The 14,724-nt window shown below is 65.9% G+C and carries 15 protein-coding genes; 12 read left to right on the top strand and 3 right to left on the bottom strand.

Going from position 1 to position 14,724, the window contains the following annotated elements:
• Positions 1 to 152 precede the first annotated feature (152 nt).
• The 9 genes from DFR50_RS01885 to DFR50_RS01920 all read left to right on the top strand — a co-directional run bounded on the left by DFR50_RS01885 (position 153) and on the right by DFR50_RS01920 (position 6,950).
• Complete coding sequence (locus DFR50_RS01885; RefSeq protein ID WP_113887500.1) at positions 153 to 1,706, top strand: acyl-CoA carboxylase subunit beta; 1,554 nt, start codon at positions 153 to 155, stop codon at positions 1,704 to 1,706.
• Positions 1,707 to 1,728: 22 nt separating this feature from the next.
• Positions 1,729 to 2,070 carry a hypothetical protein gene (locus tag DFR50_RS01890; protein WP_170153003.1) on the top strand — a complete coding sequence of 114 codons (342 nt, stop codon included), beginning with the start codon at positions 1,729 to 1,731 and terminating at the stop codon, positions 2,068 to 2,070.
• A 45-nt stretch (positions 2,071 to 2,115) separates the two neighbouring features.
• Entirely contained in the window at positions 2,116 to 2,493 is a 378-nt protein-coding gene (locus DFR50_RS01895; protein ID WP_113887502.1) for a biotin/lipoyl-containing protein, read from the top strand.
• 12 nt (positions 2,494 to 2,505) lie between these two features.
• Positions 2,506 to 2,670: a hypothetical protein gene (locus tag DFR50_RS31835; protein ID WP_170153004.1), complete on the top strand. Its 165-nt coding sequence runs from the start codon at positions 2,506 to 2,508 to the stop codon at positions 2,668 to 2,670.
• A 34-nt stretch (positions 2,671 to 2,704) separates the two neighbouring features.
• Positions 2,705 to 3,835 (top strand): sodium ion-translocating decarboxylase subunit beta, encoded by a 1,131-nt coding sequence (locus DFR50_RS01900; RefSeq protein ID WP_113887503.1) that lies wholly within the window; start codon positions 2,705 to 2,707, stop codon positions 3,833 to 3,835.
• Between the two features lie 323 nt (positions 3,836 to 4,158).
• The gene (locus DFR50_RS01905; RefSeq protein WP_113887504.1) at positions 4,159 to 4,647 is read left to right on the top strand and encodes a hypothetical protein; all 489 of its coding nucleotides are present in this window, start codon (positions 4,159 to 4,161) and stop codon (positions 4,645 to 4,647) included.
• A gap of 134 nt (positions 4,648 to 4,781) precedes the next feature.
• Positions 4,782 to 5,252 (top strand): hypothetical protein, encoded by a 471-nt coding sequence (locus tag DFR50_RS01910; RefSeq protein ID WP_147262633.1) that lies wholly within the window; start codon positions 4,782 to 4,784, stop codon positions 5,250 to 5,252.
• 100 nt (positions 5,253 to 5,352) lie between these two features.
• Positions 5,353 to 5,745: a PP2C family protein-serine/threonine phosphatase gene (locus DFR50_RS01915; RefSeq protein WP_113887506.1), complete on the top strand. Its 393-nt coding sequence runs from the start codon at positions 5,353 to 5,355 to the stop codon at positions 5,743 to 5,745.
• Entirely contained in the window at positions 5,742 to 6,950 is a 1,209-nt protein-coding gene (locus tag DFR50_RS01920) for an MFS transporter (protein ID WP_170153005.1), read from the top strand. The genes DFR50_RS01915 and DFR50_RS01920 overlap by 4 nt, the downstream gene beginning before the upstream one ends.
• A 93-nt stretch (positions 6,951 to 7,043) precedes the next feature.
• Here the strand turns inward: DFR50_RS01920 and DFR50_RS33415 are convergent, their stop codons facing one another.
• Positions 7,044 to 8,018, bottom strand: coding sequence for an MEDS domain-containing protein (locus DFR50_RS33415; RefSeq protein ID WP_342634523.1), 975 nt, complete (start codon positions 8,016 to 8,018; stop codon positions 7,044 to 7,046).
• Positions 8,019 to 8,162: 144 nt separating this feature from the next.
• Between DFR50_RS33415 and DFR50_RS31185 the strand changes: the two genes are divergently transcribed.
• From DFR50_RS31185 to sorB, 3 genes are all read left to right on the top strand, one after another.
• The gene (locus DFR50_RS31185; RefSeq protein ID WP_147262634.1) at positions 8,163 to 8,408 is read left to right on the top strand and encodes a DUF6894 family protein; all 246 of its coding nucleotides are present in this window, start codon (positions 8,163 to 8,165) and stop codon (positions 8,406 to 8,408) included.
• A gap of 591 nt (positions 8,409 to 8,999) precedes the next feature.
• Complete coding sequence (gene sorA, locus DFR50_RS01930; RefSeq protein ID WP_113887737.1) at positions 9,000 to 10,208, top strand: SorA family sulfite dehydrogenase catalytic subunit; 1,209 nt, start codon at positions 9,000 to 9,002, stop codon at positions 10,206 to 10,208.
• A gap of 2 nt (positions 10,209 to 10,210) precedes the next feature.
• A complete protein-coding gene (gene sorB, locus DFR50_RS01935) occupies positions 10,211 to 10,516 on the top strand; it encodes a SorB family sulfite dehydrogenase c-type cytochrome subunit (protein ID WP_113887508.1) in 306 nt (101 codons plus the stop codon).
• A gap of 826 nt (positions 10,517 to 11,342) precedes the next feature.
• On the opposite strand, the gene DFR50_RS31190 is transcribed toward sorB, so the two are convergent.
• Both DFR50_RS31190 and DFR50_RS33270 read right to left on the bottom strand, forming a co-directional pair.
• Positions 11,343 to 11,750 carry a hypothetical protein gene (locus DFR50_RS31190; protein WP_147262635.1) on the bottom strand — a complete coding sequence of 136 codons (408 nt, stop codon included), beginning with the start codon at positions 11,748 to 11,750 and terminating at the stop codon, positions 11,343 to 11,345.
• 440 nt (positions 11,751 to 12,190) lie between these two features.
• A complete protein-coding gene (locus DFR50_RS33270; protein WP_113887509.1) occupies positions 12,191 to 14,719 on the bottom strand; it encodes a hypothetical protein in 2,529 nt (842 codons plus the stop codon).
• Between the last annotated feature and the right edge of the window lie 5 nt (positions 14,720 to 14,724).

The following is a 14,724-nucleotide window of genomic DNA, read 5'->3' on the forward strand; positions in this document are numbered from 1 at the left end:
ATCTAGACTAAGCGTGACAGTGGCGACCGGGGGCGGAATTCTGTAGCGAACGGTAGCGTCGCCGGATTTCCGAAAGGGATCGCCGAACCCTTGTCGCCGTCAGTCGCCCTCGTTCCCGGCGACCGGCGCAAAGTCTGGCGAACGGTGACGACATGACGCTACCCGTGGAACTGCTTGAGGACCTGCGCCGCCGCCAGGAGGACATCCGCGCCGGCGGCGGCGCCGACAAGCTCGCGCTGCGGCGCGAGAAGGGTCTGATGACGGCGCGCGATCGGCTCGAGGCGCTGTTCCAGCCGGACACGTTCCAGGAACTCGGCGCCCATGTGCGTCATTCCGGCCGCTTCTTCGGCATGGAGACCAAGGTGCTGCCCGCCGACGGCGTCATCACCGGCACGGGCTACGTCGGCGGCCGCGTCGTCTCCGGGTTCAGCCAGGATTTCACCGTCGTGGGCGGCTCGCTCGGCAAGATGCACGCCAAGAAGATCGTGACGCTGATGCAGGAGGCCGCCAAGCTCGGCACGCCGGTCGTCGCCTTCAAGGATTCGGCCGGCGCCCGCATCCAGGAGGGCGTCGACGCGCTCTCCGGCTACGGCGATGTCTTCTACATGAACGTCCTGCTCTCGGGCGTGGTGCCGCAGGTCGCGGTCGTGTGCGGACCCTGCGCCGGCGGCGCCTCCTATTCGCCGGCGCTGATGGACTTCGTCGTCATGACCCGGAAGAACGCCTACATGTTCATCACCGGACCGGAGGTGATCAAGGCCGTCACCGGCAAGTCGGTGACCCTGGACGAGGTCGGCAGCGCCGACATGCACGCGTCGGTCAGCGGCAACGTCCACTTCCTCGCCGAGGACGACGCCGAGGCGGTCGCCATCGTCCAGAAGCTGCTGTCCTTCCTGCCCTCGAACAATTCCGAGGACCCGCCGCATCGGCCGACCGCGGACATCTCGCTCGCCGCCGACGACGGCATCTATCCGCTGATCCCGGACGACGCGCAGATGCCGATGGACGTGCGCGGCATCATCGACCGCATCGTCGATCCCGGCGAGTTTCTCGAAGTGCACCGGTCGTTCGCGGAAAACCTGATCATCGGCTTCGCCCGGATCGAGGGCATGGTGGTCGGCCTGATCGCCAACCAGCCGGCGGTGAGAGCCGGCGCGCTCGACATGGACGCGGCCGACAAGGGCGCGCGCTTCATCCGCTTCTGCAACTGCTTCAACATCCCGCTGGTCACGCTGGTCGACGTCCCCGGCTTCCTGCCCGGGATCGAGCAGGAGCGCGGCGGCATCATCCGCCACGGCGCCAAGCTGCTGTTCGCCTACGCCTCGTGCACCACGCCGAAGGTGACGGTGATCCTGCGCAAGGCTTACGGCGGCTCCTACCTCGCCATGTGCAGCCAGGAGATGGGCGCCGACTTCGTGTTCGCCTGGCCGACGGCGGAAATCGCGGTGATGGGGGCGGACGGCGCCGTCCGGGTGCTCTACAACAAGGAGATCAAGGCGGCGGCCGACCCGAAGGCGAAGGCGGCCGAGCTCGCCGCCGCCTACCGGGCCGAGTTCGCCTCGCCCTACATGGCGGCGGGGGCCGGCTACATCACCGATGTCGTCGACCCCGCCATCACCCGCTCGACGATCGCGCTGTCGCTGAGAAAGGCGCTATCCAAGCGGGAAGTGCGGCCGCCGAAGAAACACGGCAATATTCCCCTTTGACCCCGGCTCGAGGAACGACGCCTTGTCCACTCTGTTCGACCTGATCGTCCTCATCGTCGCGCTCGCCCTCGCGTGGGTGGCAATCCGGTACCTCGGCCGCTTTCTGAGCTGGGTCGAGCGGGCCGAGATCGCCCGGCAGAAGGCCGAGGCGGAGGAGGAGCGCAAGCGCAAGGGCGCGGCCGCCCCGCCGAGGCCCGCGGCGGCCGGCGCGCCCGAGGGCGTCCCGGCCGACCACGTCGTCGCGATCGCGGCGGCGGTGGCGGCCTACGGGTTCCGGGTCGTCCATATCGAGGACGCGGCGACCGGCAACGCCTGGGCGTCGGAAGGCCGCTGGCAGCACCAGATGTCGCATCGCCCGCATTGATCGGCGGTCCGGGTTATTTCGAGTTTCGTTGAATCAGGAGTCCCCATGCAGCGGAAGTTCAGGATCAGCGTCGACGGGCGCGCCTACGAAGTGCTCGTCGAGGAGATCGGCCATGACGCGTCGGCGCTTCCGGCCGGCGGCGTCCATCCGGTGGCGCAGGCCGTCGCGGCTGCGCTCGCGGCGCCGGCGCCGGCGAGGCCGGTGGCCGGCGCCGGCGACGAGGTCGCTCCGCTCGCCGGCACCGTCCAGTCGATCGACGTGGCGATCGGCCAGACGGTCAAGGCCGGCGACAAGATCGCCACCATCGAGGCGATGAAGATGAAGACCGAGGTGTTCGCCAAGGGCGCCGGCAAGGTCACGGCGATCGCCGTCAAGACCGGCGATTCGGTCGACACTGGCGGCGTCCTCGTGACGCTGGCCTGAAGGAGCGTTCCAATGACGATGCCCGACTCGCTCTACGGGGCGCTCATGCTCAGCTTCGTCGACTTCTTCATGTCGATTGTGATGATTTCCGGGATCGGCGTGGTGCTCGCGCTGTTCCCCCTCCTCAACCGGCTCGGCAAGGTCGACGAAAAGGGCTTGCGCGAAGGCCACCACTGAGCGGCGGACATGGTCCGGGCAGGAGAAACGTCCCTTGATTGAACAGTTCTTTGCCTTTCTCGGCGCGCTCGCCGACCAGACCGGCCTCGCCCACCTCTGGTGGGGCAACCTGGTGATGATCGCCATCGGCTGCGGCATGATCTATCTGGCGATCGTCAAGCGCTACGAGCCGCTGCTGCTGGTCGGCATCGGCTTCTCCTGCATCATCTCCAACGTTCCCGGGTCCGACCTCACCCAGCCGGGCGGCCTGTTCCATTACGCCTATCAGGGCGTCGAACTGCTGATCGTGCCGCCGCTGATCTTCTTCGGCGTCGGCGCGATGACCGACTTCGCGCCGATGATCGCCAATCCGAAGCTGGTCATCCTCGGCGCCGCGGCGCATCTGGGCATCTTCGTCGCCCTGATCGGCGCCAAGCTCCTCGGCTTCACCCTGCACGAGGCCGGCGCGATCGGCATCATCGGCGGCGCCGACGGGCCGATGGCGATCTTCATGACCGTCAAGCTCGCGCCCCATCTGCTGCCGCAGATCTCGGTCGCCGCCTATTCCTACATGGCGCTGATGCCGCTGATCCAGCCGCCGGTGATGAAGCTGCTCACCACCCCCGAGGAGCGGGTGATCCGGATGAAGCAGTCGCGCCAGGTGACGCGGCTCGAGAAGATCGCCTTCCCGATCGTGATCGGCATCATCGTCAATATGTTCTTCCCGCCGGTCGCGCCCCTGATCACGATGCTGATGCTCGGCAACCTGTTCCGCGAGGTTCTGGTGGTGAGCCGCCTCGCCAAGACCGCGGCCAACGACCTGATGAACGTGATCATCATCGTGCTCACCGTCGCGATCGGCTCGACCATGGCCGCCGACAAGTTCCTCACCGGCAGCACGATCGAGATCGTCGTCCTCGGCCTCGTCGCGTTCGTGTTCGGCACCGGCTCGGGCGTGGTCGGCGCCAAGCTCATGAACCTGTTCCTGAAGGAGAAGATCAACCCGCTGCTGGGCTCGGCGGGCATCGCCTCGGTGCCGATCGCAGCGCGCGTCAGCCACAACGTCGCGCTCGAGTACGACAAGGAGAACTACCTGATCTATCACGCCATGGGCCCCAATCTCGCCGGCGTGTTCGGCACGGCGATCTCGGGCGGCATCATGCTGGCGCTGCTCGGCGTGAAGTGACCAGGCGGGCGGCGGTTCTCGCCGACCCCTCCCGCGCTCGGCCCGCACGCAGGAAACGGCGACGCGCCGCCGTTTCTTGCGAAGGCTTAATCCGGGCGCCGGGTTCCGGAAAGTCGTCGAGGCGCAAGGGCTTTCGCCGTTCCGGGACGGCGGCTCACACGCCGACAGGAGCGGGCGGCGGCGCGAGACCGGGAGGATCTCGCGCCGCCGTTTGCTCGGTCCTGCGGCCCGCTTGCGTCCACGCGGCGAATCGGCCAAGAGCGTCGTCAAATCTTCATCTGGCGCCGCGGCGAACCGGGCGCCGAGGTCTTTGGGGGACAGTCATGACCATCTTCTCCAAAGCGGCGGCCGCCCGCTGCGCCGCGCTCGTCGCGTCGCTCGTCGCCCTCGGCGGCTGCGCGATGAACCCGATTCCGACCGAGGTGCCGAACGCGCAGACGATCGCCGGGATCGAGCCGTCCGGCCGCGTCGTCATGACGGAAGTGTTCGCCGGCGGCGCAGGCGTCGGCACGGGCGCGCTCGCCTTCCGGGGCAAGACCTATCCGTTCAAGATGGTCGGCACCGTGGTCGGACCCGGCGCGGTCGAGAAGCTCGACGTCGCGGGCGAAGTCTACCGGCTCGACGACATCAAGCAATTCTCCGGCCCCTATGTGCAGGGCACCGGCGGCATCGGACTCGAGACCTCCGGCAAGGGCGACCTCTGGCTCGAGAACAAGGCCGGCGTCGTCATGCACCTGACCGGAACCCAGACCGGCGCGTCGCTGAGCCTCGGCCGCGACGAGATTTTGATCGAGATCGGGAAGGCGAAGTAGCGCGTTCAACGCGAAGGACGCCAGGAAACGCCAGGACCCTCGTTTGCGCCTCGGCGTCCCCGGCGGTGAAAATCCCGCCCCTTGCCGCCGTGCGCGGATTGCGCGATGACCGGGCGCACGAAGGGGCGCACGCCATGACCGTCAGAGCCAGAATGTCCGGGTCCGCCGCGGCGGCGGCTTTCGCCGTCCTCGCGCTGTCGGGCTGCGCCACGCCGCCGGCCATCGTTCCCACGGCGGCCGACGTGCGCGGGCTCAGGCCGACGGCCAGGGTCGATCTCACCGAGGTGTTCGTCTCCGGGACCGGCCTCGGCGGCGGAACGCTGACGGTCGACGGGCGGCGCTATCCGTTCACGCTGACCGGCGAACTGATCGGACCGGGGGCGCTCTCGGGCATTCAGGGCGAAGGCGTCGTCTACAACCTCAGGGACGTGTCGCAATTCGCCGGCGCCTACATCCAGGGCGGCCCGCCGCTGTCTCTCGGCTCCCTGCCGGGCGAGATCTGGCTGAAGAACACGCACGGCGTGATCATTCGCCTGTCCGGCCTCCAGAACGGCTTCACCGTGAGTTCCGGGCGGTACCAGATCTTCATCCAGCTCGGCGGCTGACGGGAAGCCCGCAAACGGCGCGAGGCGGGCCGCGAGCGGCGCCCTTCGCCGACGTCGCCTCGCTACGCCCGCAGGGACAGGCTTCGGTGTCTGCGCCGCGATGACCGCCGCGCCCGACGTCGGCGGCGACCGGTGCGAACGCTTGGCGCTCGACGACGGACGCGTCGCCGTCGGGGTCGGCGACGTCTGCGGCAAGGGCGTCCCGGCCGCGCTGTTCACCGGCATCACCAAGACGCTGATCCGCATCAGCCTGCGCCAGAAGCCCGATCTCTTGGCCGCGATCCGCAAGGCCGACGCCTATCTCGTGGGCGCCGACGCCGCGGAACTGTTCGCCACACTCCTCTACGCCGCGTTCGATCCGCGAGCGACCCCGATGCGCACGCCGCCGTGGCTGGTGACTCGGCGAAGGCGATCGCATAGCCGATGGGCGCGAGGTTGGCTGGCGGGAATCGGCGAGCCAAAGGCCGCGACGGCCGGGAGAGAAGACAAGTGACGCTGATCGAACCGCGCTTCCGCGGCCTGTTTCTCTCCGTTTTTGCGCTGTTCGCTTTGTTCGGCACATCGATGACGATCATCGGCGCGACGCTGCCGAAGATCCTCGCGAATTTCCACTGGGATTATCTCACGGCGGGCATTGTCCTCGGCGCGGGCGCGGTGGCCTATTTCATCTCCACCTTCGTCGCCGGTTATCTGGTGAAGCACTGGGGGTCCAAACCGACCATTTTGCTCGCGCTGACGCTGATCGTCGCCGGACTCGCGTTCTTCGCCACCACGCCCAATCCCGCAGCCAACACGGTGCTGAGCGCGCTCATCGGCCTCGGCCAGGGCGGCGTGGAAGTCGGCCTCAATGCGACGATCCTGCGGATGGACGACCGGAACACCGGTCGGCTGATGAACCTGCTGCATGGCGCTTTCGCCGTCGGCGCGATCGTCGGGCCGTTCGCGGTCGGCATGCTGATGCTGAGCGGCCTCGACTGGGCCTTCGTCTACCGGGGCATGGCGGGGATCTTCGTGGCTCTGGCGGCGCTGATGGGGTTCGCCGCCTTGCCGCCCGTCCAGCGGGAAGCCGCCGAACACCGCGAAACGCGGGAGCGGCTGAGCGCGAGCCCGGCCTATTGGCTGTCGTTCTTCGCCCTCTTCCTCTACCTCGGCGTCGAGTTGGGGGTCTCGAACTGGGTCGCGGAGTATTTTGTCGTCGTCTTCGCCTATCCGCCCGACGCCAGCGCCATGCTCGTCTCGCTGTTCTGGCTGGGCTTGCTGGCCGGACGCTTCGGCGTGCCGTTGCTGGACAGGGGCGCGAGCCCCGAGGCCGCGCTGGTCGGACTGTCGGCGTTGGCGACCGCTGCCATCGCCCTGCTCATGCTGCTGGGCTATCTGACCGTCTCCGCCGTCACCGTCGACGTCGGCATGGGCCTGTTGTTTCTGGCGGGCCTGGGCTGTTCGATCTACTACCCGACGGTGATGACTCTGGTCGGCGCCTGCTTTCCGCGGTCGCAGAGCCAGGCGGTCGGCTTTGCGGCGACGGGCGGCGGCATCGGTTCGTTTGTCTTCCCCTTTCTCATGTCCTCGATCGCGCAGGACTGGGGCATCCGGGCGGGGTTCGCCACCTACGGCGTCTTCGCCGCCGGGATGACCATCGTCTGCCTGTGGCTCGCCCTCATCGTCAGCAAGCGAAGGCGCGATCTGACCCTTGAATGAGCAGATGTTCGCCAGTCGAAGAAATCTCCGTTCGTGGCGCCGGCTGCGGCGCCGCCGAGGCTGGCGGCGGCCAGCCGCCGGTCGACGACGACGCTATTCGGCCAGCACCTTCCGCACGAGGTCGGCTGCGTTCTTCACGCGGAGCTTCCGCATCACGTTTGCACGATGAAATTCCACAGTCCGCGGACTGACCCCGAGCGTCCGCGCCGCTTCCTTGCTGGAGGCCCCCCGGACGATCTGAGCCACCGTCACGCGTTCGCGCGGCGTCAGCAACTCCCGGCCCGGAAAAGGTCTCGACAAGACATTGATCGCACTGCTGAGCCTCTCGATCTCCTTCCTTGCCTGTTCGAGTTCTGGGGTCTCGAGAAACTCCCAGTTCCCATTGCGCCTCGCTATCGTGCATTGGTGGACCCGCGCGACGTCCAGAACATCGACCGCTCTGCTCGCCCTGAGCGAATAGGTGCACAGAACGATCATTCTCTGCCCGGCGAGCGAATGATCGAGCTCCTGTTCGTACGCGCAAAACTCCTTCCAGTGGTTCGTTGCGATCCAGAACGCGTTGCCGCTGACCCTCATCCCGTCGAAGCCCCTCGCCAAGGCTCCCTCGAGCTTCTCGCTCCACCCGCTGGTGATTCTCTTCAGATCGAAAACGCCTCCATCCAGATACCAATCGGTTCCCTGGAGCACTTCGATCGCGCCTTCGGTCAGATGCCGGTCGAACTCGGGAACGGCCTGACCCAGCGCATGCAGCGCGTCCGCCTCGGTGATTGGGTCGGACACCGCCCACACGCATAATTCGTTGTTTTTCAACCCGGCCTTGAAATAGGACGTCGCGGTGTCGAGCAGGTCGTCCTTCGTCTCGTAGAAGACGCAGACATGGGTTCCCCAAGGCATGTCGCCAAAAACACGGATGCCGGTCCGGCGCAACCCAGACAGAGGCGCGGACTTCTCCGAACCTGCCTTGGATCGCGTGAGGGCACGGATCTTGGGGCTGCCATTGGCGATTGACGTCGAGCCTGTCACGAAGACCTCCAGGGCCAAGAAGCGCCGTTCACCCAGCCATTCCATTGCTCCGCAGTGATCGCCCGTCCTGAGGCCGCCTCGACATTCGCATCTTCCCGGTATTTTTACCGGATTCCTGACGTCCCCGTAATAGCACCAGTATATTATACCGCTCGCAGCACCCATAAATCTTCAACCCTGGAGACTGGGATGCGCTACTTCTTTCACGTTCTGAATATGGGCGAAATACGCGAGGCCCATAGTCCCGACACGAACATAGACCTAACTGGAACTATCTTTGCAAGTCGACAGGCAGCACATCTTTATGCGACTGCTATCGCCGCGGAACTTGCACAAGACGGCGATACTTACAGAGGGTTCGTCGTCTTTGCTATCGATGAAAACGGTAACTTTGTTGCGAGGAAGCCGGTCCATCAGGTGAACTCTAGGCAATGACTAAGACTTTTTTACAAGCGCATGCGAAGATGCCTTGGCAAGGATAATCGCTTGAAATCCGCAGCCCAGTCGAGTTCGCGCAAGACCTCTTAGCCGAGCTTGCGGTAGACGTCCGACTCCTGGGAGCGAAAGTGGCGAACCTGACGTTGCAGTCCGCCATACGTCCGCTTTCCGATTGTCAGAACCGGCAGGCTCGGGTGCGGGAGATGCTTCTTCAGGCGGAGAGCCGGCCCAGAGCAACGCCTGTACCTGCCCGCGGCGCTTCCGAACGCGGGTTCTGGGGTTTGAATCCGGCGCCCGGATTGTTCGGATCTCGATCGAACGCCTGGACTCGTCCGCTCCGGCGGGAGACCGCCAGGCGTCGCCGTTCCCGGGTACGCTCCAGCTTGGCCATCCCTGGTCTGGCCCGGCGGCTCTATGCCTTGGCCGGCCCGGCGCGGGCGCGGCGCAGCGGCTGACGTCGTGCGCTGAAAAAGCCTCCGGCGGAGCCGCGGCGGACGGCGCTTTCGCTGAGCCCCGCCTTGCCGCGCTCGACCAATTCCATTACGATTACGTATGTTCACGGCTGTATGGGGCTCTCGAATGCCGACCATGCTTACGCGACGCGAGACGTTCAGGTTCGCGCTGACCGCCGGGGCTGGCGCGCTCGCCGCGAGCGGCGGGAGCAGGGCGCTCGCGGCGGATGCGACGGTGACGTTGCCGATCGGCAATGGCGAGCGCCCGCTCGTGGCCTATCCGGGGAAGCGGCCGCTCATCCGGCTGACGACCCGTCCGCCGCAGCTCGAGACGCCGTTCGGCGTGTTCGACGAGGGCCCGATCACCCCGAACGACGCCTTCTACGTCCGCTACCATCTCGAAAAGATTCCCCTCTCCATCGACCCGGACGCCTATCGGCTGACGGTCGGCGGCAAGGTCGACAGTCCCCTGTCGCTATCGCTTCACGACCTCAGGACCGGCTTCGAACCGGTCGAAGTCGTTGCGGTGAACCAATGCTCCGGCAACGGGCGCGGTTTCTTCAACCCGCGCGTCGCGGGCGGACAACTCGGCAACGGCGCGATGGGCTGTGCGCGCTGGAAAGGCGTTCCCCTGAAGGCGCTTCTCGCCAGGGCGGGCGTCAACCCGGGCGTCGTGCAGATCTCCTTCGAGGGTCTCGACACCGCGCTCCTGATGCCGCCCTTCGTCAAGGCGCTCGACATCGACCATGCGCGGGACGGAGAGGTCATGGTCGCCTACGCCATGAACGGCGAGGATCTGCCCTGGCTCAACGGCTTTCCGGCGCGGCTGGTCGTCCCCGGCTTTTACGGGACCTATTGGATGAAGCATATCGCGCGAATCGACGCGCTCGATGCGCCGTTCGACGGTTACTGGGTGAAGTCGGCCTACCGCATCCCCGCCAACGCCTGCGCTTGCACCGAGCCCGGAAAGGCTGCGGCGAGCACGGTCCCGATCGGCCGGCTCAACGTCCGGTCGTTCATCACCAACATCCAGGACGGCGCGACCGTCGCGGCGGACCAGAGCCTGCTGGTGCGCGGCATCGCCTTCGACGGCGGCCACGGGATCGCAAACGTGGCCGTGTCAGCCGACGAAGGCCGCTCGTGGGGGGACGCCGCACTCGGCGAGGACCTGGGCAAATACGCCTTCCGCCCGTGGACGACCCGGCTGACCCTGCCCGCAGGCGCGCACCGCCTCATGGTCCGCGCGACCAACGCCGCCGGAGACACGCAGCCGCTCGAGCCGTTGTGGAACCCGTCTGGCTACATGCGCAACGTGGTCGAAAGCGTGAACGTGAGGGCCTCCTGACCATGAACCCGCCCAGTCGCGTCTTGCTCGCCGCTCTGCTTGCGGCTTCCGTCGGTCCGGCGGTCGCCGCGCCGCTGGCTTACAAGCTGCCCGAAGAGACGGCCGCCTTGAAGCCGGGGCCCGGCGACGAAACGGCAGTCATCTGCCTCGCCTGCCATTCGGCCGACTACACGTCGACCCAGCCGCCAGGAAAAGGGCGGCCCTTCTGGGAGGCGGAGGTGCAGAAGATGATCAAGGTCTTCCAGGCGCCGATCAGTTCCGGAGACGCGGCGGTCATCGTGGACTATCTGGCGGCCGCCTATCCCTAACTAGTCTGGCACAAGTTGTGGCCCATTTTGTTCCTGTAATGTTCGCGCTCGGCTGGGACTGCGAGGTCGAAATCGAGCTTCCGCATTTCATCAACCACCCCATCCGCCGGCGGGCTGCGCACGCGTTCGGCAGTGCATAGACTTTGCGGAGCGCCGGCGCGTGCCGACTACTTGAGCGAGCAGTTACCGCGAGCCGCTTCGTGTAGGTGTAGGCGGGCCTCGTCTCGGCTTTTTCCTCTTTCCCTACATACACGCTTATGCCGCTGACTTTCCTTCCTATTCCTGTGTGTGTAAGGAGTGTAGCGACGCGCGGGCGCATGGGCGTTCTTGGGTGCAACCGGGTGGGCCCCACCGGCGCACAGAATTTTTTGACGTGGTATCGAAACACGCCAAGATGTCTCTTCATTGCCTACACATTCCAAATGGTAAAGCTTCTTTGGTAAAAATTACGTATGTACTTCTTCTTGTTCATCGTTATCACACAGATAGTGAAACCAGTTAGGCCGTATATCCATATTTTATCGCCCGGAAATAATAGAGACGAAAAATAATAAGCAAGGTAGGTCCATACTGCTATAGCAAATATTGCAACTATTCCACGGATATACTGTAATTGATACATATAGCAATAAGCAACTGCAGCTAATAAGCTGACAACAATACAAATGAGAGGGTGCGTTTTCGGCCACAAATCGTACATACCATACACAAATATAGGTAGAGATTCAATCACATAGAATGGCTCTGGTGTACTATCTACGATATATACAGGAGTAGGCATCGAACTTATATCCTCTCATCCAGCTAGCAAATTCTATACTATCTGCTACTCGCCAAAGAATTGCCGTGCATCTGCGCACCACGCGTTTTTATCTTTGATTTCTTTTCGCCTCCTATCTATTTCACGTATTAGATCGGGGTCTTTATCGTCGATTCTAAACCCGTCGTCGACAAGTGCACTGTGTATAGAGTCTGCTCTTACTTCAGGCATTTTCGGAATTCGGCATTCCATCCAAAGCGTTTGTGCTGCAATCATTCCTATAACTTCACTTTTGGGCTTTTTATGATACGGTGTCAGCGTATAACCAATTATAACAAGCACACACAAAAATATCAATACATTAACAGATTGCTTTATTGAACGTTTCAATTTGGAATCAATTTGATTTGGTGCCAAACAATCTAACACCGAAGACAAATATTTGACGAATAAATGAAGAAAATTCTTGACCATTTGAATTGGTCCCACTGCGGGAGGATCGGCTGCGCCAGCGTATCCCGACCCATACCACCAACAGCGGGATGTGGTACACTGTATACGGCTGCGTCAATAGGACGCGTGGATTTCGGAAGTCGGTGGTGTCTGGTTAGCGAGAGCGGGATGCGAAAGATGGATTCCGGCTTCGGCGAAAGATTCCGCTCTCTCGAAGAATCCCGAACGAGAGGCGATTTGACTGATTCGCATCTCGCTCTGGCGTCTCCGATGCGGTCGCGGCTGTGCCCGCGTCGGGCGGCGCCGTGGATTGGCGGCTCGGCGCTGTCGCCGGAAAGTATTCCGGCGCGCGCCGCGCTCGTACGCCCGGCTGCCTCTTCCCTTGCAGCCGTCCGCAACCGGGGCTTGGACGGGCGGCGCTGTGGTTGGCCGCCGCGGCGCGCTGCGGCTTCGCCCGGCCGTCATTCGCGCAAGCTTTCCAGCAATCGGGCGACTTGCGGCTTGAGGACGTCGCACTGGACGTCCCGGGCGAAGTCTTCCGCCGCGCGTCGGTCGGGGTTGCTCCGAATCCGATTGAGTTCCCCGGCTTCGCGCCGGCACGCGCCGGAAGGGTCGGACTTGAGATCGAGGCTCTCGAGCAGGAGGCGGACCTGGGGGCGCAACCGCTCGCATCGAAGGTCTCGCCAGAGGTCCTGAACGGCGTCCGGCGTTGGCTGCATTCGCACTCGGTTCAGGCTGTCCTGATCGGCAGCGCACGCGCCCGCAGGTCCCCCCGCGGCGCCCTCGCTGGCCGGCGAACGCGGCGCGCTCGCGGTCTGCGCGCTGGCGGTCTGCGCAGTCATGTCGTCCAGGCTGTCGACCAGGCGCGAAAACTGTGGCCACAACCTGTCGCACCTCAACGCCCGGGCGTACTGCGCAATCGACTGCCGGGAAGGATTCCGCCGCAACTCCGCGAGACTCTGCTCGTCGCGCCGGCATGCGTCGGCCGCTGCGGTTGCGTCTTCGGTTCCGCCGGACGCCCGGACTTCATCCCGCGCAACGCGCTCGCCCGCCGCGGCGGGGCTGGTTGAAGGGACGGGCGACGGAGGAACCGGCGGCGACGCCTGCGCCGTCGTCCGGTCGGCGCGCTCCGGTTCCGAAGCCGGAGGAACCGGCGGCGAAGCCTGAGCCGTCGTCCGGTCGGCGCGCTCCGGTTCCGAAGCCGGAGGAACCGGCGGCGAAGCCTCAGCCGTCGTCCGGTCGGCGCGCTCCGGCGCCGAAGCCGGAGGAACCGGCGGCGAAGCCTGCGCCGTCGTCCGGTCGGCGCGCTCCGGTTCCGAAGCCGGAGGAACCGGCGGCGAAGCCTCAGCCGTCGTCCGGTCGGCGCGCTCCGGTTCCGAAGCCGGAGGAACCGGCGGCGACGCCTCAGCCGTCGTCCGGTCGGCGCGCTCCGGTTCCGAAGCCGGAGGAACCGGCGGCGACGCCTCAGCCGTCGTCCGGTCGGCGCGCTCCGGCGCCGAAGCCGGAGGAACCGGCGGCGACGCCTCAGCCGTCGTCCGGTCGGCGCGCTCCGGTTCCGAAGCCGGAGGAACCGGCGGCGACGCCTCAGCCGTCGTCCGGTCGGCGCGCTCCGGCGCCGAAGCCGGAGGAACCGGCGGCGACGCCTCAGCCGTCGTCCGGTCGGCGCGCTCCGGTTCCGAAGCCGGAGGAACCGGCGGCGACGCCTCAGCCGTCGTCCGGTCGGCGCGCTCCGGCGCCGAAGCCGGAGGAACCGGCGGCGACGCCTCAGCCGTCGTCCGGTCGGCGCGCTCCGGTTCCGAAGCCGGAGGAACCGGCGGCGACGCCTCAGCCGTCGTCCGGTCGGCGCGCTCCGGTTCCGAAGCCGGAGGAACCGGCGGCGAAGCCTCAGCCGTCGTCCGGTCGGCGCGCTCCGGTTCCGAAGCCGGAGGAACCGGCGGCGAAGCCTGCGCCGTCGTCCGGTCGGCGCCGACCGTTCCCGAGGCTGCGCCGGCTGGCGGCATGGTCGCGACGTCCAGGGCCTGAATAAGAGCCTCGACTTGCGGCGCGAGCTTTTCGCAGCGCAACTCCGCGGCGAATTTCACGGCTTCTTCCCCCGATGGATTCGCGCGCAGCCGGACCAGGCGCTCCTCGTCCCGCTTGCAGACGGCGTCGGGGTCTGGCGGCGCCGGCGGCGGGATCGTCGCGTCGGCGCTGTCCGCTTCCGGGGCTGCGCCGGCTCGCGGCGCGCCGGCCACAACCGGAGCGGCGGCCGGCGCCTGAACTTGAAGCCGCTCCATACCGCAACGCATATCTTCGGCGAAATTCAGAGCCTCCGCGGACGAGGGACCCGGGCGTGGCGGCGCGAGGCGGCCCTCATCCTGCTTGCAGGCGACGTCGGCGGAAGGCGGAGGCGCCGGCGGCGAGCCCTGCGTCGTCGGCGGCGCGTCGGCGGCGCGTGTTTCCGAAGCAGCGCCGGCGCGCCGCGTGTCTGCGACAGCCGCCGCTGCGGCCAAAGCCACGAGTTGCGGCCTCAACCTTTCGCAGCGCAGCTCTCCGGCGAATTTCAGGATCGCCTCAGGCGCGAGAGTCGCGCGCAGCTGTCCAAGGCGATCCTCGTCGTCTTTGCAGATCTCCTCGACGGCGGAGGGCGCAGTCGGCGGCGGAACGGCCCGGCCGCCGTCGCTCACCATTTGGGCGGCCGGCGCCGCCCCGGCAGGGGGAGCGGGGGCGCGCCTGCGGTCCCAGTCCTTGCGGGCTTCCGCCTCCGCGAACTTCGCGTACGGCCCGTCGGGATGGCGCGTGAGAAACGCCTCCCACCCCTCGAACGACCCGGTCTGACGGGCCGCCAGGAAATCCTCCTCCTCGTCGTCATGCGCCTCTGCCGCAGGCGCGACCGAGGCTTCCCCAGCGCGTGAGGGAACGCTGAAGTCCTCGCGGTCGAGCGTCACGAACAGATAAGCCAAGGCGGATCCCACGAGGATCCCGAACAAGGTCACAAAAATCCTGATCATGAAAT

This window comes from Roseiarcus fermentans, from assembly GCF_003315135.1.
Taxonomy (GTDB): domain Bacteria; phylum Pseudomonadota; class Alphaproteobacteria; order Rhizobiales; family Beijerinckiaceae; genus Roseiarcus; species Roseiarcus fermentans.